The sequence below is a fragment of the Cellulomonas sp. Root137 genome (assembly GCF_001426725.1).
In the GTDB taxonomy this organism is placed as follows: Bacteria; Actinomycetota; Actinomycetes; order Actinomycetales; family Cellulomonadaceae; genus Cellulomonas.
In genome coordinates, this window is the sequence record NZ_LMFG01000004.1 from 107180 (window position 1) to 123042 (window position 15863).

General features: G+C 73.7%; 16 protein-coding genes and 1 tRNA gene. 13 read left to right on the top strand and 4 right to left on the bottom strand.

The genetic code is table 11. The annotated features are described in order from the left end of the window. Window positions 1-77 precede the first annotated feature (77 nt). The 6 genes from ASD18_RS18065 (at window position 78) to ASD18_RS18090 (ending at window position 5694) form a co-directional block, all read left to right on the top strand. A complete protein-coding gene (locus tag ASD18_RS18065) occupies window positions 78-1277 on the top strand; it encodes a ubiquitin-like domain-containing protein (protein ID WP_056095561.1) in 1200 nt (399 codons plus the stop codon). Between the two features lie 336 nt (window positions 1278-1613). Next, window positions 1614-2876, top strand: coding sequence for a resuscitation-promoting factor (locus tag ASD18_RS18070; protein ID WP_082574239.1), 1263 nt, complete (start codon window positions 1614-1616; stop codon window positions 2874-2876). A 72-nt stretch (window positions 2877-2948) separates the two neighbouring features. Continuing rightward, window positions 2949-3896 carry a 16S rRNA (adenine(1518)-N(6)/adenine(1519)-N(6))-dimethyltransferase RsmA gene (gene rsmA / locus ASD18_RS18075; protein ID WP_056095567.1) on the top strand — a complete coding sequence of 316 codons (948 nt, stop codon included), beginning with the start codon at window positions 2949-2951 and terminating at the stop codon, window positions 3894-3896. Next, complete coding sequence (locus tag ASD18_RS18080; RefSeq protein WP_056095570.1) at window positions 3893-4831, top strand: 4-(cytidine 5'-diphospho)-2-C-methyl-D-erythritol kinase; 939 nt, start codon at window positions 3893-3895, stop codon at window positions 4829-4831. The genes rsmA and ASD18_RS18080 overlap by 4 nt, the downstream gene beginning before the upstream one ends. A gap of 48 nt (window positions 4832-4879) precedes the next feature. Then, a complete protein-coding gene (locus tag ASD18_RS18085) occupies window positions 4880-5218 on the top strand; it encodes a helix-turn-helix transcriptional regulator (RefSeq protein ID WP_056095574.1) in 339 nt (112 codons plus the stop codon). A 2-nt stretch (window positions 5219-5220) separates the two neighbouring features. Continuing rightward, on the top strand, window positions 5221-5694 hold the full coding sequence (locus ASD18_RS18090; RefSeq protein ID WP_056095576.1) for an SRPBCC family protein: 474 nt from the start codon (window positions 5221-5223) through the stop codon (window positions 5692-5694). 6 nt (window positions 5695-5700) lie between these two features. Here ASD18_RS18090 and ASD18_RS18095 read toward each other — a convergent pair whose 3' ends face one another. Further along, window positions 5701-6888, bottom strand: coding sequence for an LCP family protein (locus ASD18_RS18095; protein WP_056095579.1), 1188 nt, complete (start codon window positions 6886-6888; stop codon window positions 5701-5703). A gap of 87 nt (window positions 6889-6975) precedes the next feature. Here ASD18_RS18095 and ASD18_RS18100 point away from each other — a divergent pair, with 87 nt between their 5' ends. After that, window positions 6976-8763 carry an ABC-F family ATP-binding cassette domain-containing protein gene (locus tag ASD18_RS18100; protein WP_056095582.1) on the top strand — a complete coding sequence of 596 codons (1788 nt, stop codon included), beginning with the start codon at window positions 6976-6978 and terminating at the stop codon, window positions 8761-8763. On the opposite strand, the gene ASD18_RS18105 is transcribed toward ASD18_RS18100, so the two are convergent. The 3 genes from ASD18_RS18105 to ASD18_RS18115 are packed head-to-tail and all read right to left on the bottom strand — an operon-like array spanning window position 8760 to window position 11099. After that, entirely contained in the window at window positions 8760-9935 is a 1176-nt protein-coding gene (locus tag ASD18_RS18105) for a CynX/NimT family MFS transporter (RefSeq protein WP_056095585.1), read from the bottom strand. The genes ASD18_RS18100 and ASD18_RS18105 overlap by 4 nt on opposite strands. A 4-nt stretch (window positions 9936-9939) precedes the next feature. Further along, window positions 9940-10464, bottom strand: coding sequence for a MarR family winged helix-turn-helix transcriptional regulator (locus ASD18_RS18110; RefSeq protein ID WP_056095587.1), 525 nt, complete (start codon window positions 10462-10464; stop codon window positions 9940-9942). A 35-nt stretch (window positions 10465-10499) separates the two neighbouring features. After that, on the bottom strand, window positions 10500-11099 hold the full coding sequence (locus ASD18_RS18115; protein ID WP_056096445.1) for a TetR/AcrR family transcriptional regulator: 600 nt from the start codon (window positions 11097-11099) through the stop codon (window positions 10500-10502). Between the two features lie 105 nt (window positions 11100-11204). On the opposite strand from ASD18_RS18115, the gene ASD18_RS18120 reads away from it, so the two are divergent. The 6 genes from ASD18_RS18120 (at window position 11205) to ASD18_RS18145 (ending at window position 15802) form a co-directional block, all read left to right on the top strand. Then, window positions 11205-11279, top strand: a tRNA-Gln gene (locus tag ASD18_RS18120). Between the two features lie 17 nt (window positions 11280-11296). Then, window positions 11297-11572, top strand: coding sequence for a hypothetical protein (locus ASD18_RS18125; RefSeq protein ID WP_057208142.1), 276 nt, complete (start codon window positions 11297-11299; stop codon window positions 11570-11572). 64 nt (window positions 11573-11636) lie between these two features. After that, the gene (gene glmU, locus ASD18_RS18130; RefSeq protein ID WP_056096449.1) at window positions 11637-13256 is read left to right on the top strand and encodes a bifunctional UDP-N-acetylglucosamine diphosphorylase/glucosamine-1-phosphate N-acetyltransferase GlmU; all 1620 of its coding nucleotides are present in this window, start codon (window positions 11637-11639) and stop codon (window positions 13254-13256) included. Further along, entirely contained in the window at window positions 13253-14236 is a 984-nt protein-coding gene (locus ASD18_RS18135) for a ribose-phosphate diphosphokinase (protein WP_056095593.1), read from the top strand. Before glmU ends, ASD18_RS18135 begins: the two co-directional genes overlap by 4 nt. 4 nt (window positions 14237-14240) lie before the next feature. Next, window positions 14241-14903: an SIMPL domain-containing protein gene (locus tag ASD18_RS18140; protein ID WP_056095596.1), complete on the top strand. Its 663-nt coding sequence runs from the start codon at window positions 14241-14243 to the stop codon at window positions 14901-14903. A 263-nt stretch (window positions 14904-15166) separates the two neighbouring features. Beyond that, window positions 15167-15802: a 50S ribosomal protein L25/general stress protein Ctc gene (locus ASD18_RS18145; protein ID WP_056095598.1), complete on the top strand. Its 636-nt coding sequence runs from the start codon at window positions 15167-15169 to the stop codon at window positions 15800-15802. Window positions 15803-15863 lie beyond the last annotated feature (61 nt).

The following is a 15863-nucleotide window of genomic DNA, read 5'->3' on the forward strand; positions in this document are numbered from 1 at the left end:
CGCCTCGGTCACGGATCGGTTACGGTCGGACCTGCGTCCAGGACGGACGCATCCTTTGTGTCGAGAGGACCCACCGCGTGAGGCCCGATCAGGAGCGTGCGACCCAGCGTCGCGGACTCCGTGGTCGACGTGCCGCGCGTGTGGTGGCCCAGGCGGCCGTGCTGGCCGTCGTCGCCGCGGCGACCAGCGCGTTCGCGGTCCTGCACAAGACGGTCACGGTCGACGTTGACGGCACGTCGGTCGAGGTCGAGGCGTTCGGGCGCACGGTCGGGGACATGCTCGCCAGCGCGGAGATCGAGGTGGGGGAGCGCGACCTCGTCGCCCCCGCCGTGGACCAGCCGATCGCGCGGTCCGGCCAGATCGTCGTCCGGCACGGGCGCGAGCTCGCGGTCGAGGTCGACGGGTCCGAGCGCTCGGTGTGGACCACGGCGCTGACCGTCGGCGAGGCGGTCGACGGCCTCGGCCTGCGCGGTGACGACGTGCGCCTGTCGGCGTCCCGGTCCGCGTCGCTCGGCCGCGACACCCTGCGCGTGTCCACGCTCAAGACCCTGCACCTCGTGGTCGACGGCCAGGTCATCGACGGCGTGAGCAGCGCCGCCACGGTCCGCGACTCGCTGCGCGACATCGGCCTCGTGCTCAACGACGGCGACCAGGTGTCGGTCTCGCTCGACGCCACCGCGGTCGACGGGCTCGTGGTCCTGGTGACCCGGGCGAGCACCGGCGGCGAGACCGTGACCGAGGCCATGCCGTTCGAGTCCCAGGAGGTCGAGGACCCCGGGATGATCAAGGGCAACACGGTCATCGCCACCAAGGGCAAGGCCGGCGTCCGCACCACCACGTACGAGCTGCAGGTGGTCGGCGGCGTCGTCACCGGCCGCACGCCGATCGCCTCGGTCGTCACGGTCGCGCCGGTCACGCAGGTCACCAAGGTCGGTACCGCCGAGCTGCCGGACCCGTCCGTGGTCGCGGTCGAGCCGGGTACCGCGCAGGCGCTCGGCAAGGAGATGGCGGCGGCCCGCGGCTGGGGCGACGACCAGTTCGCGTGCCTGCTCTCGCTCTGGAACAAGGAGAGCGGCTGGCGGGTGAACGCCGAGAACAAGTCGTCGGGCGCCTACGGCATCCCGCAGGCTCTGCCGGGCACCAAGATGGCGACCGTGGCCGACGACTGGCGGACCAACCCGGCCACCCAGATCACCTGGGGCCTGAACTACATCGGCGGCCGCTACGGCGATCCGTGCGGCGCCTACGCGCACAGCCAGGCCAAGGGCTGGTACTGATCTGTCCGCCTCCGGGGGCAATTGCCCCTGTGACGGTGCTCACGCCCCTGACGTGCGAGAACGGCTGAACGGGCCACGCTTCTAGCGCATCGCGCGGGAGGCGCGCCTGGCGTTTCGATCACGATCCGGTTACGGTCGGTCACGCTCGGCGATCTGGACGGTGGCCCACCTGTGCCGCTTCCCTTCCTGCCGGGTGGTCGGCGCCCGCTCCAGGCGGGCCGCCGTGACGGCCGGATCGGGGATCCGGGACCGACGGGAGTCACCCCCCTCCGGGTGACCGCAGAGCCTCGAACCAGGGGTCCACCGTCGGGTGCTGCTAGCGGCACTCCGCACCCCGTGCCCGGGCACCTCGACGGCTGGAGCCCCGTGCAGTTCTCGACCCTGATCCCTGGTCTGTCCGCGCGATCACGCGCCACGTCCGAGCCTGACACCCCGGACGAGCTCCTCCCGACGGACCAGCGGTCCGGTCGGGCACGCATCCTGCCGATCACCGCCGCCGCGGTGGCGCTCGTCCTCGCGGGCGGCTCGGCCGCGTTCGCGCACGCCCAGAAGTCCGTGACGCTCGACGTCGACGGCGAGGTCACCAACCTCAGCACGTTCGCCGGGTCGGTCGACGGGCTCCTGGAGGACCAGGGTGTGGTCGTCGGAGCCCGCGACGAGGTGAGCCTGACGGGCGCGCTGCCCGAGGGCGCCGACATCGTCGTGCGCCACGCGCACCAGGTGGCGGTCAGCATCGACGGCCAGGAGACGTCCGTGTGGACGACCGCGCTGTCCGCCGACGAGGCGCTCGACTCGCTCTCCGCGCGCGGTCAGGCCGTGGCCCTCGTCGCGTCCCGGTCCGCCGCCGGCGGCCGCCCCGAGCTGTCGCTCGACCTGGCCCTGCACGGCCCGGCCGACGTCCTCGTCGACGGCACCACGCTCGCCGTCCCGGACGCCGACGCCCGCGTCGCGCAGGTGCTCGGCGAGCTGGGCATCACGCTGAACCCGCTGGACCGCGTCTCGGTGGTGCAGAGCGACACCGGGCGCGTCCAGGTGGTCGTCAACCGCGTCGCCGTGCAGGACGTCACGTCCACGCACGAGGTCGCGTTCGCGTCGACCACGCAGCAGGACGCCTCGCGCTACACCGACCAGAAGCGCACGCTGACGGCCGGCGCCCCCGGCGTCCGCACGCTCGTCGAGCGCGTCACCACGGTGGACGGGGTCGAGTCCGGCCGCGTCACCCTCTCCGACGCCGTCACGCAGGCCCCGGTCGACGAGGTCCTCAGCGTCGGCACGAAGGCCCGACCGGTCGTCACGAAGACGCCGGTCGCCAAGACGCCCGCGGCCACCGGCACCCCGGTCACCGCCGGGGGCGACGCCGACTCGCTCAACTGGGCCGCGCTGGCCCGCTGCGAGTCCGGCGGCAACCCCACGGCCGTGTCGAGCACCGGCAAGTACCACGGGCTCTACCAGTTCTCGGTGAGCACCTGGCAGGCCGTCGGCGGCGCCGGGCTGCCCTCGCAGGCCTCGCCGGAGGAGCAGACCGCCCGCGCGAAGATGCTCTACAACCGCTCCGGTGCCGGCCAGTGGCCGCACTGCGGGAAGAACCTCTTCACCTGACGCACCCTTCGAACCCCCCGTCCGGACTCCGGGCGGGGGGTTCGTCGTCCCCGCTCGCCTAGGCTCGTGCGCATGCCGACCACCACCACGCTGCTCGGGCCTGCGGAGATCCGCGAGCTCGCCGAGCGCGCGGGCGTGCGCCCGACCAAGGCCCTCGGCCAGAACTTCGTGCTCGACGGAGGGACCGTGCGCAAGATCGTGCGGCAGGCTGACGTCGCCGAGGGCGACCGCGTGGTCGAGGTCGGCCCCGGCCTGGGATCGCTGACCCTCGGCCTGATCGAGGCCGGTGCCGACGTCGTCGCCGTGGAGATCGACCCCACGCTCGCGCGTCTCCTGCCGGCCACGGTCGCCCGCCACGTCCCCGGGCTGACGATCCACGCGGGGGCCGACGACGAGCCGGTGGTGCTGCGCGACGAGTCCGGCCGCGACCGCCTGACGATCGTGCTGTCCGACGCGCTCGACCTGCACGCGCTGCCGGGACCGCCGCCCGTGGCCCTCGTCGCCAACCTGCCGTACAACGTCTCGGTCCCCGTGCTGCTCACGTTCCTCGAGCGGTTCGACTCCCTGGAACGGGTGCTCGTCATGGTGCAGGCCGAGGTGGCCGACCGCCTCGCTGCGCCCCCCGGCAGCCGCACCTACGGCGTGCCGTCCGCCAAGGCGGCCTGGTACGCGTCGGCCCGGCGCACCGCCACGGTCGGGCGCACCGTCTTCTGGCCCGCACCCAACGTCGACTCGGCACTGGTGCGCTTCGACCGCCGCGAGCCGCCCGCCACCGACGCGTCCCGCGAGGCGGTGTTCGCCGTGGTCGACGCCGCGTTCGCCCAGCGCCGCAAGATGCTCCGGTCCGCGCTGTCCTCCCTGGCCGGCTCGGCGGAGGCGGCCGTCGCGGCGCTCCAGGCGGCCGGTGTGGACCCGCAGGCCCGCGGCGAGCGGGTGGACATCGCGGGCTTCGCGCGCATCGCGGAGCACCTCGGGCACCCCGAGCCCGTCGGCGGCCGACCTGGCACAGTGGAGCCGTGACGCTGACCCCCGTGGCCCCGCTGCCCGATCACGAGGTCAAGGTCCGTGCGCCCGGGAAGGTCAACCTCTCGCTGCGGGTCGGCCCGCGGGAGGACGACGGGTACCACCCGGTGTCGACGATCTTCCAGGCGGTGTCGGTGTTCGAGGAGGTCGTCGCGACCTCGGCGGAGTCCCGCTCGCTCACCGTGAGCGGTCCGCAGGCCGAGCTGGTGCCCACGGACGGGACCAACCTCGCCCTGCGTGCGGCCGATCTGCTCGCCGAGCACGCCGGCATCGACGAGGGCGTCCACCTGCACCTGATCAAGGGTGTGCCGGTCGCGGGGGGCATGGCGGGCGGCTCGGCCGACGCGGCCGCCACGCTGGTGGCCTGCGACGCCCTGTGGCGCACCGGGCTCAGCCGCGACGACCTGCTCGAGCTCGCTGCCCAGCTGGGGTCGGACGTGCCGTTCTCGCTCGCCGGCCACACCGCGGTCGGGTCCGGCCGCGGTCACCTGCTCACGGCCGCGCTCAGCCGGGGCGAGTTCCACTGGGCGTTCGCGGTGCAGGACCGGGGGCTGTCGACCGCCGCGGTGTACGCGGCGTTCGACGATCTGCGCGCCGGCACGGTCGTGCCCGACCCCGAGGACGACGTGCCCCTGATGCAGGCGCTGCGGGCGGGGGACCCGCGGGCGCTCGGTGCCGCCCTGCACAACGACCTGCAGATGGCGGCGCTCGAGCTCGACCCGGGCCTCGCCGAGCCGCTCGCGGTCGCCGAGGACGCCGGGGCGCTCGGCGTGGTCGTGTCCGGGTCCGGCCCCACGGTCGCCGCCCTCGGCCGCAGCCGCCAGCACGCGCTCGTGCTCGCTGCCGCGTTCACGGCCTCCGGCGTCGCGGACCGGGTGCTGACCGCCTCCGGCCCGGTCGCCGGCGCGCGCGTGGTCAGCTCGACCGACTGACGTCACCCCCCTCTTGACATCTGTCCGTCAGGAGCAATACTTAAGCACATGCTTAACCATGGCGAGCTGGACAAGGTCTTCAGGGCCCTGTCCGACGCGACCCGCCGCGCGATGGTCGAACGACTGGTGCGCGGTCCGGTCTCGGTCAGCGGGCTCGCCGCACCGTTCGCGATGTCGCTCCCCGCCGTGCACCAGCACCTCGCCGTGCTCGAGGACGCCGGCATCGTCACCTCGCACAAGATCGGCCGCGTCCGCACGGTCCAGCTCGCCCCCGACGCCCTCACCGGCGCGGGGGAGTGGATGGGTCGCCAACGACTCCCGGCAGAGCGCCGGCTGGACCGGCTCGGCGACTTCCTCGCCACCGACACCTCGACGACAGGAGCTTGACCATGCCCACCGACACCACCGACACCAGCACCGTCGCGCACGCGACGTTCGTCGTCGACCGCACGTTCGACGCGCCCCTCGACCGGGTGTGGGACGCGTTCGCCGACCCGGAGCAGCACGCCCGGTGGTTCGGCTCCGACCCCGGGTTCACCGAGACCGAGGCCTCCGAGGACTTCCGCGTGGGCGGCCAGGCGGTGCAGGACGGTCAGTGGCACGACGGCCCCACGAGCCGGTACGTCGCCACGTACACCGACATCGTCGAGCGCGCGCGGATCGTCTCCACCTACGACATGTGGGTGGGCGGCCGGCACCTGTCCACGTCCCTGACCACGACGGAGTTCACCGCCGTCGAGGGCGGCACCCGCCTCACGTACACCGAGCAGGGCGTGTTCCTGGACGGCCAGGAGGACGGCAGCCAGCGCGAGGCCGGCTTCCAGGGCATCTTCGACGTGCTCGCGGAGTACCTCGCGCGCTGACGGTGCTCAGGCGCAGGTGGACGAGTCGTCCGCCGAGGTGAGCACGCCACCGGGCGGGGTCCAGGGGGTCTCCACGGCCGGCGGCGGGGTGGCCGGGGCCGCGGGGTCCGCCGGCGGCGCGTCGGCGGCCGCCGGGGCCTCGCCCACGGGCTGGTCCGCGGCGATCCGGGCCCACAGCTCGGCGGCCTCGGCGGTGGCCTCGACCCGGTAGCGCTGCCTGGTCGACGCGACCGTGGGCATCGACGCGAACACGATCCGGTCCGCCTGCAGGCCGCGCAGCGAGAGCCCGAACCCGGTCAGGTCGGTGAGGTCCCGGAACCCCGTGCTCGCGGTCAGCGAGCCGGTCGCGGCCTGGGCGAACTGGAACAGTGCGGTCGGGCTGGTCAGCACGTCGCGGCTCAGCACCGAGCGGACCATGGCGGCCATGAGGTCCTGCTGGCGCTTCATCCGTCCGGTGTCGGAGCCGTCGCCGATGTTGTGCCGGGCCCGGGCGAACTGCACGGCTGTGGGGCCGTCGAACACCTGCGGGCCGGCCTTGACGTGCAGGCCGGTGTACTCGGGGTCGTCGAGGTCCGTCGCCAGGCACATGGGGACGCCGCCGATCGCCTCGACCATGTCGCGCAGACCGACGAAGTCCACGAGCACCAGACCGTCCAGGCGCACCCCCGTGAGGCTCTCCACCGTCTTCCACGTGCACGCCGACGCGGACCGGACATCGTGGCCGTGGTCCCAGCCGATCCGGAACGCCTCGTTGAACTGCCGGGCCTCGCGTGCCGGCGTCGTGCTGCCGTCCGTCATCAAGCACGACGGCCGGTCGGCCAGCAGGTCCCGCGGGATGGAGACCAGCTCGACGCGGGACCGGTCCGCGGCCACGTGCGCGACGATCGTCGTGTCGGACTGCATCCCCTCCTCCGCGCCGCCGATCGTGCCGTTCTCGCCGCTGCGGTCGTCGGACCCGATGATCAGCAGGTTCACGGGCGATCCCGCGCGGGCGTCCCCGGGCGGCGGCTCCGTCACCTGGGGCCGTGCACTGTCGTCGCCCACGAGGCCGGTCAGGTCGACCTCGCCGATGTTCGACTGGAGCTCGAGGTAGACCGCGGCTGCGCCGGCGACGCCGAACGCCAGGACGCCGACGGCTGCGAGGCCGACCAACCGGGGCCAGGTCCGCCCGTGGGCGCGCGCGTGCTGCGTCATGCTCCGGACGCTAGTGCGCAGGTCAGTGCCGATATCGGCGGTCGGCGTGGAGGACCTGTGCGGGTGTGCGGGTAGCCTTCACAGGAAATGGCTCACCTTCTCGGCGCGGACCGCGTCACGCTCACGCTGGGCACGCGCACCCTTCTCGACGGTGTCTCCCTCGGGCTCGACGACGGCCAGCGGATCGGCGTCGTCGGCCCCAACGGCGCCGGCAAGTCCACCCTGCTGCGCGTGCTGTCCGGGCTCCAGCAGCCCGACGACGGCCGGGTCACCCGCGCCGGCGGCGTGCGGGTGGCGATCCTGGACCAGCGCGACGACCTGCTGGCCGGGAGCACCGTCCTCGACGTCGTGCACGGGTCCGCCGACGAGCACGAGTGGGCCACCGACTCCCGCATCCGCTCCGTCCACGCGGGCCTGCTGGCCGATGTCGCGCTCGACGCGGACGTCGCCACCCTGTCCGGTGGCCAGCGCCGCCGGGTCGCCCTGGCCGCGCTGCTGGTCCGGGACGACGAGGTGCTCGTCCTCGACGAGCCGACCAACCACCTGGACGTCGAGGGCGTGGCGTGGCTGGCCGCGCACCTGGTCGACCGCTACACCCGGTCCAACGGCGCGCTGGTGGTCGTCACCCACGACCGCTGGTTCCTCGACGCGGTCTGCACCCGCACGTGGGAGGTGCACGGCGGCGACGTCGACCAGTACGAGGGCGGCTACGCGGCCTACGTGCTGGCGCGGGCCGAGCGGGCTCGGACGGCGTCGACCACGGAGGAGAAGCGGCAGAACCTGCTGCGCAAGGAGCTCGCCTGGCTGCGGCGGGGTGCTCCGGCCCGCACGTCCAAGCCCAAGTTCCGGATCGACGCCGCCAACGCGCTCATCGAGAACGAGCCGCCCCCGCGCGACCAGCTGAGCCTCACCCGGATGGCCACGGCGCGGCTCGGCAAGGACGTGCTCGACATCGAGGACGCGTCCGTCGTCTACGGCGACCGCACGCTCCTGCACGACATCACCTGGCGGCTCGGCCCGGGGGACCGGGTAGGTCTGGTGGGCGTCAACGGCGCCGGCAAGACCACCCTGCTCCGGCTGCTGTCCGGCCGTCAGCAGCCGACGACCGGCCGCGTCAAGCGCGGCAAGACCGTGCAGGTGGCGCAGCTGACGCAGGACGTCGAGGACCTCGACGAGCTCGCCGGGCTGCGGGTGATCGAGGTGATCGAGAGCGAGAAGCGCTCGGTCGTCGTCGGCGGCAAGGAGCTCACGGCGGCGCAGCTGGTGGAGCGGCTCGGCTTCGACCGCGAGCGCTCGCGCACCCCCGTGCGGGACCTGTCGGGGGGTGAGCGCCGCCGGCTGCAGCTGCTGCGGCTGCTCGTCGGCGAGCCCAACGTGCTGCTGCTCGACGAGCCCACCAACGACCTCGACACCGATACGCTGGCCGCGCTCGAGGACCTGCTCGACGGTTGGCCGGGCACGCTGATCGTCGTCTCGCACGACCGGTACCTGCTCGAGCGGGTGTGCGACACGCAGATGGCCCTGCTCGGCGACGGCCTCCTGCGCCAGCTGCCCGGCGGGGTCGAGCAGTACCTGGACCTGCGCCGCGCCGCGGAGTCGTCGGTGTCCTCTCCGCTGGACGCGCGCCCGGCGAGCACGCAGGCGCCCGCGGTGGTGTCGACGGCGGACCTGCGCACCGCGCGCAAGGAGATCGCCCGGATCGAGCGGCGGCTGTCCCGGATCGCCGACCAGGAGACCGCCCTGCACCAGCGCATGTCGGACCAGGCCACCGACCACCAGGCCGTGGCCGCGCTCGACGAGGAGCTCCGCGCCCTCGCCGCCGAGAAGGACGAGCTCGAGGCCGCCTGGCTGGAGGCCGCGGAGATCGTCGGCTAGCTGCTTCGGCGCATGCTCCGCAGCCCGAGGCCCGACGAGACCCCCATGGTGAGCACCGCGGCGAGCACGACGAGCAGCGGCGCCGTCCACCCGCCGCTGGACGCGTGCACCGCCCCCAGCACGCTCGGGCCCAGGGCGGCGCACCCGTAGCCGATGCTCTGCACGGTGGCGGACATGCGCCGCGCGGCCGCGGGCGACCCGGCGCTCGAGGCGATGACGGTGAAGATCACCGCGAAGTTGCCGCCCTGGGCCACGCCCGCGAACGTGCACCACACCGGCCACCAGGACGGCGCGAGCAGCAGGCCGACGGGCAGGGCCACCCACCCGAGGGCGATCGCCGCGGACACCGCGGCGACGGGCGCGCGCCGACCCAGGGCGATCGGTACCGCGATGCCGCCGACCATCCCGAACAGCTGGAACAGCGCCGCGGCACCGCCGGACGCGGCCCGTTCGAGCCCGAGCGTGTCGTGCAGGAGCGACGGCAGCCACGCGCTGACCGCGTAGTAGCCGAACGCCTGCCCGGCGAACGCGACCGCCAGGAACCAGGTGACCGGCCGCCGCCACACGTCGGGTGCCGCGGAGGTGGCGACGACCACGACGGGTTCGGGCCGCCCGAGCGGGTACGCCCGCTGCCAGACCACCAGCGCGACCACGGCCAGCAGACCCCAGGACGCCAGCGCCCACCGCCAGCCGACCACGTCGGCCAGCGGTGCCGTCAGGGTGGTGGTCAGGACGCTGCCGCCGTTGAGCGCGGCGGTGTACAGGCCGGTCACGCGGGGCACGTGCCCGGGGAAGTCGCGACCGATCACCACCGGGACGGCGACGTTGCCCGCGGTGATGGCGACCCCGATGAGGACGGTGCCGACGAATGCGGTGCTGAACCCGTCGGCGGAGCGCAGCAGGGTCCCGGCCAGCACGGTGACCAGCGACGCCGCGACGACGCGGCCGGTGCCCAGGCGTCCGAGCAGCACGGCCATGAACGGCGTGGCCAGGGCGAAGCAGAGGACGGGGACGCCGGTGAGCACGCCGACGCCGGCGGCGCTCAGACCCAGGTCGCGGCGGACGTCGTCGACCACGGGCGCGAGTGCCGTGATCGGCGCCCGCAGGTTGAGGGCGTAGAGGAGGACGGCGGCGAGGAGCAGGCCCCGGGCGGCGGACCGTGCCGCCGTCATGCCCTCACGACGCGTCGAACGGCGCGGTCACCTCGCGCAGCAGGTCGGCGAGCTTGTCGCGGTCGGCCTCGTCCAGGTCGCCCAGCAGGCCACGCTCGACGTCGAGGAGGTCGGAGAACGCCGCGTCCACGCGGGCCAGGCCGGCGGGGGTGAGCTGCACCAGGACCCCGCGGCGGTCGTCGGGGGCGGGCATCCGCTCCACGAGACCGTGCTCCGCGAGGCGGTCGATCCGGTTGGTCATGGTCCCGCTGGTGACCAGGGTCTGGGTGAGCAGCGCGCCGGGGGAGAGCCGGTACGGGGCGCCCGCCCGCCGCAGCGCGGAGAGGACGTCGAACTCCCACGTCTCCAGGTCGTGCCGCGCGAACGCGGAGCGCCGGGCCAGGTCCAGGTGCCGGGCCAGCCGGCTGACGCGGGACAGGACGGTCAGGGGGCGCACGTCCAGGTCGGGGCGCTCGCGCTCCCAGGCGAGGACGATGCGATCGACCTCGTCGCGGGCCCCCGGGGCGTCCGGGGAGGTGCGTGTCGCCATGACGCGAGATTACTCGACGTCGACAGAGATCCCTCTCACACCGTGCGGGTGAGCGTGGGCCGCCGCTCGAGCGCCGACAGCCCGTTCCACGCCAGGTTCACCAGGTGCGCCGCGACGACGTTCTTGCTGGGGCTGCGGGCGTCCAGCCACCACTGCCCGGTGAGCGCGACCATGCCCACGAGCATCTGCGCGTAGATCGGCGCCGTCTTCGGGTCCTGCCCCTGCTTCTTGAACTGGTCCGCCAGCAGGTGCTCCACCTGCGTGGCCACGTCGCCGATCAGGCTGGAGAACGTGCCGGTCGCCTGCGCGACGGGGGAGTCGCGCACGAGGATCCGGAACCCGTCCTCCGACGCCTCGATGTAGCCGAGCAGCGCCAGTGCGGTCCGCTCCACCAGCACCTTCGGGTGGCCGCCGCCCTCGAGCGCACCGGTCAGCGCGCTCGTGAGGGCCTGGATCTCGCGGTCGACGACGACGGCGTAGACGCCCTCCTTGCCGCCGAAGTGCTCGTACACGACGGGCTTGGACACCTCGGCGCGGGCGGCGATCTCCTCGACGCTGGTGCCGTCGAAGCCCTTCTCGGCGAACAGGCGACGCGACACGTCGAGCAGCTGTGCCCGCCGTTGCGTCCCCGTCATGCGGGAGCGGGGAGCGCGCTTGGAGTCGGGGGCCACGCGCCCATCATGCCGTGAGGGGTGCGTCCTGCCTGGCAGACTTGGCGGCCACGACGCGTCAGGTGTCGGTCCGCCCTGGTGTAACGGCAGCACGCCGGCCTTTGGAGCCGTGCAGTCCAGGTTCGAATCCTGGGGGCGGAGCCACGCGGTACGGTGCGTCCATGGCGACGACGCGTTCGACGCGTGCTCTGTATCTCGTGCTCGGGCTCTTCCTGTTCGCGGTGGTGTCCCAGATCGTCGACCTCCTGGCAGGTGCCAGCGAGGTGGGGGTGCGGACCGGCGTGATCGTCGTGGCGGCGGTCGGTGCCGTGGTCACCGGTGTGCTGATCGCCCGCCGACGACGGATCCCGCCACCGGTGCCGCGCCAGATCACCCCGGCGCCCGAGGAGGCGCCGGAGGACCATGGTCCGGCCGGAGCCACCTCCGTCCCCGGGTAGAGTGCACCGTGCGCACGAGATCCACCGCCCGAGACCCGGGCAGATCCGCGAGGAGCACCCGCTGGTGACGTTCCCCCGCCCGGCCGCCGTCGTCGTCCTCGCCGCAGGTGAAGGAACCCGGATGCGCTCGGCGACTCCCAAGGTCCTGCACACCCTGGCCGGCCGCAGCATGGTCGGCCACGCGCTGGCCACCGCCCGCGCCCTCGACCCCGGCCGCGTGCTGGTCGTCGTCCGGCACGAGCGTGAGCGGGTCGCCGCGCACGTCCGCGAGGTCGACCCCCAGGCCCTGCTCGCCGACCAGGACGAGATTCCCGGCACGGGCCGCGCCGTCCAGGTGGCGATGCGCGCCCTCGACGCCGCCGCGCAGGCCGACGCCGCCAACGACCGGACCGCGGGCTCGGCCACGCACGCGCAGGTCTCCGGCGCCGTCGTCGTCATCGCGGGCGACGTCCCGCTGCTCGACGCGGCCACACTCCACGAGCTGCTCGCGGCCCACCACGCGGACGGCAACGCGGTCACCGTCCTCACCACGGAGGTCGCGGAGCCCACCGGCTACGGCCGCATCCTGCGCGAGCCCGGCACGGGCGACGTGCTCGGCATCGTCGAGGAGAAGGACGCCGACGACGCGCAGCGCGCGATCGCCGAGATCAACTCCTCCATCTACGTGTTCGACGCCGACGTGCTGCGCGGCGCGCTCGGCCGGCTGGGCCGCGACAACGCGCAGGGCGAGGTGTACCTGACCGATGTGCTGGCGATCGCGCGGACCGACGGCGGCCACGTGCGCGCCCTGCGGACCGACGACCCCGTGCTGGTCGAGGGCGTCAACGACCGCGTCCAGCTGTCGGTGCTGCGGGCCGAGATGAACCGCCGCATCCTCGAGGACTGGATGCGCGAGGGCGTCACGATCGTCGACCCGGCCACCACGTGGGTCGACGTCGACGTCGAGCTGGAGCGGGACGTGACGCTCCTGCCCGGCACGCAGCTGCACGGCGCCACCGTGGTCCGCGAGGGCGCGACGGTCGGTCCCGACTCCACGCTGACGGACGTCGAGGTCGGCCCCCGGGCCAGCGTCGTGCGCACCCACGGCAGCCTGGCCGTCATCGGCGCCGGCGCGAGCGTCGGACCGTTCGCCTACCTGCGGCCCGGCACCGTGCTCGGCGACGACGGCAAGATCGGCACGTTCGTCGAGACCAAGAACGCCCAGATCGGGACCGGGTCGAAGATCCCGCACCTGTCCTACGTGGGCGACGCGACGATCGGCGAGCACACGAACATCGGCGCTGCCTCGGTGACGGTCAACTACGACGGCGTCAACAAGCACCGCACCACCATCGGCTCGTACGCCCGCACCGGCGCGGACAACATGTTCGTCGCCCCGGTGACCATCGGAGACGGTGCGTACACGGGCGCCGGCAGCGTGATCCGTCGCGACGTCCCCTCGGGCGCGCTCGGCGTGAGCGCCGGTGCCCAGCGCAACATCGAGGGCTGGGTGGCGCGCGCCCGCGCCGGGACGCCCGCCGCCGATGCCGTCGTCCGTCGGCCGGGCAGCGACGACCCCGAGCTCTCCCCGCAGGCCCGCGCCGAGCGCGACCGTGCCGCCGCAGCGTCCGCCGACGCACCGCCGACCCCGCCGCCTGCCCTGCCGGACTCCGCCGGCTCGAACCCGAAGGACTCCGCACGATGACCGGGATCATCTCCTCGGACGGCGAGAAGCGACTCGTCCTCCTGACGGGGCGGGCGCACCCCGACCTCGCCACGAGCGTCGCGGCCCACCTCGGCATCGACCTGCTGCCGACCACCACCTACGAGTTCGCCAACGGGGAGATCTACACCCGGTTCGGGGAGTCCGTGCGCGGCGCCGACACGTTCGTGCTGCAGTCGCACTCGTCGCCCATCAACACGTGGATCATGGAGCAGCTGCTCATGGTCGACGCCCTCAAGCGCGCGTCCGCCAAGACGATCACCGTGGTCGCCCCGTTCTACGGGTACGCCCGGCAGGACAAGAAGCACCGCGGCCGCGAGCCGATCTCCGCGCGGCTGATGGCGGACCTGTTCAAGACGGCCGGCGCCGACCGTCTGATGAGCGTCGACCTGCACGCCGCGCAGATCCAGGGCTTCTTCGACGGGCCGGTGGACCACCTGTGGGCCATGCCGATCCTCACCGAGTACGTGCGCAGCCGCGTCGACACGTCCAACGTCACCGTGGTGTCGCCCGACGCCGGCCGCATCCGCGTCGCCGAGCAGTGGGCCGCCAAGCTGGGCGGCGGCCCGCTGGCGTTCGTGCACAAGACGCGCGACATCCGCAGCCCCAACAAGACGGTCGCCAACCGCGTCGTCGGTGACGTCGAGGGCCGCAGCTGCGTGCTCGTCGACGACCTCATCGACACCGCCGGGACCATCACCGGGGCCGTGCGCGTGCTCATGGAGGCCGGCGCGAAGGACGTCATCGTCGCCGCCACGCACGGGGTGCTCTCCGACCCCGCCGTCGACCGCCTGCAGAACTGCGGCGCCCGCGAGGTCGTCATCACCGACACGCTGCCGATCGCCGAGGACCGCCGCTTCCCGCAGCTGACGGTGCTGTCGATCGCGCCGCTCATCGCGCGGGCCATCCGCGAGGTGTTCGACGACGGCTCGGTGACGTCCCTCTTCGACGGCCAGGCCTGACCCCATGACCGGGCGCGACGACGAGCACGGTGGCCGTCGTGGGCCGCGGGGCGGTGTGACCGTCACGGGGTTCGGCGAGGCCGAGGCCGTGCCGGACGTGGCGATCGCCGACCTGGGCGCCGAGGCGCGCGCGGTGGACGCCGAGCGTGCCCTGGCCGAGGCGGGGGAGTGCCTGGACCGGATGCGCGCCGTGCTGCGCGAGGCCGGCGTCGACGACCGCTGGCTGCGGACCACCCAGTCGAGCACCTGGACCGACGGCTCGGCGCGCGGGTCCTCCCGCGTCGTGGCGCGGCTGGGGCTCCAGGTCACGCTGCACGACGTCGCGGTCGCCGGTGACGTGGTGGGTGCCGCGGTCGTGGCGGGCGGGGAGCCGGCCCGGATGGACGGCATCCGGCTCGAGGTCAGCGATCCCACGCAGCCGCGCGAGCGGGCCCGCGAGGCCGCCTGGGCGGATGCCGTCGCCCGCGCCACGCACTGGGCCACGCTGTCGGGTCGGCGCCTGGGCGAGGTCCAGTGGGTGACCGAGGGCGGGTCCGACGCGGTGCCGCTGCGCATGGGACGCGCGATGGGCGTCGCCAAGGCCATGTCCGTGCCCGTCGAGGCAGGTCAGCAGATCGTGTCCGCCGACGTGACCGTCCGCTGGGCCTGGGCCGAGCCGTCCGTCTGACCGGCGGGTTGGGCTCAGCCCGCTCGCTCGGGTAGGCTCTCCAGGTTGCCTCGGCGAGGGACGAAGGACGGTCGACGAAGTTCCACGACCACCTGCGCTCCGTGATCGACTGGGCGAGCGCCTCCGCGTGCCCGTCCTGCGTCCCGCGTCGAGGCCACCACACCTGTCTAGATCCGCGTCGCACGGCTCCTTGGCCGCGCACGCCACGCCATCACACCGTCACGTCGGCGACACTGCGCCGACGTCAGCACTGGGGAGTACACGTGTCCGAGGTCAAGCTCGTCGCCACCACCCGTACCGAGTTCGGCAAGGGTGCCGCGCGCCGCCTGCGCCGCGCCGACCAGATCCCCGCCGTCCTCTACGGGCACGGCTCCGACCCGCTGCACGTCGCCCTCCCGGGCCACGCCACGATGCTCGCGGTCAAGCAGGCCAACGCCCTGTTCTCCGTCGAGCTCGACGGCAAGACCACGCTGGCGATCACGAAGGACGTCCAGCGCGACGTCGTGAAGAACACCATCGAGCACGTCGACCTGCTCATCGTCACGCGCGGCGAGAAGGTCACCGTCGACGTCCAGGTCGCGGTGGTCGGCGAGTCCTACCCCGGCACGATCCACATCTTCGAGACGCAGGCGCTGTCGCTCGAGGTCGAGGCCACGCACATCCCCTCCGAGGTCCACGTCTCGATCGAGGGCCTGACCGGCGGCTCCACCATCACCGCCGGCGAGATCACGCTGCCCGAGGGCGCCACGCTGCTCAGCGACCCGGACCTCACCGTCATCGCGATCAGCGTCCCGCACGCCTCGGCCGAGGACGTCGCCGCCGACGCCGCGGCTGCGGACCTCGCCGCGTCGCAGTCCGCTGCGTCCGCTGCTGCGGCCGAGACCACGCTGGGCGGCTGACCCAGCTGCACGCTGCGCGACGCCCGGTACCGTTCCTGACGGTGCCGGGCGTCGCTGTTCC

Coding starts and splice junctions, on each gene's coding strand:
- ASD18_RS18100 (WP_056095582.1), top strand. CDS start 6,976: ATGGCTCACCTTCTCGGCGCGGACCGCGTCACGCTCACGCTGGGCACG.
- ASD18_RS18110 (WP_056095587.1), bottom strand. CDS start 10,464: ATGGCGACACGCACCTCCCCGGACGCCCCGGGGGCCCGCGACGAGGTC.
- rsmA (WP_056095567.1), top strand. CDS start 2,949: ATGCCGACCACCACCACGCTGCTCGGGCCTGCGGAGATCCGCGAGCTC.
- ASD18_RS18095 (WP_056095579.1), bottom strand. CDS start 6,888: ATGACGCAGCACGCGCGCGCCCACGGGCGGACCTGGCCCCGGTTGGTC.
- ASD18_RS18105 (WP_056095585.1), bottom strand. CDS start 9,935: ATGACGGCGGCACGGTCCGCCGCCCGGGGCCTGCTCCTCGCCGCCGTC.
- ASD18_RS18090 (WP_056095576.1), top strand. CDS start 5,221: ATGCCCACCGACACCACCGACACCAGCACCGTCGCGCACGCGACGTTC.
- ASD18_RS18115 (WP_056096445.1), bottom strand. CDS start 11,099: ATGACGGGGACGCAACGGCGGGCACAGCTGCTCGACGTGTCGCGTCGC.
- ASD18_RS18135 (WP_056095593.1), top strand. CDS start 13,253: ATGACCGGGATCATCTCCTCGGACGGCGAGAAGCGACTCGTCCTCCTG.
- ASD18_RS18125 (WP_057208142.1), top strand. CDS start 11,297: ATGGCGACGACGCGTTCGACGCGTGCTCTGTATCTCGTGCTCGGGCTC.
- ASD18_RS18140 (WP_056095596.1), top strand. CDS start 14,241: ATGACCGGGCGCGACGACGAGCACGGTGGCCGTCGTGGGCCGCGGGGC.
- ASD18_RS18085 (WP_056095574.1), top strand. CDS start 4,880: ATGCTTAACCATGGCGAGCTGGACAAGGTCTTCAGGGCCCTGTCCGAC.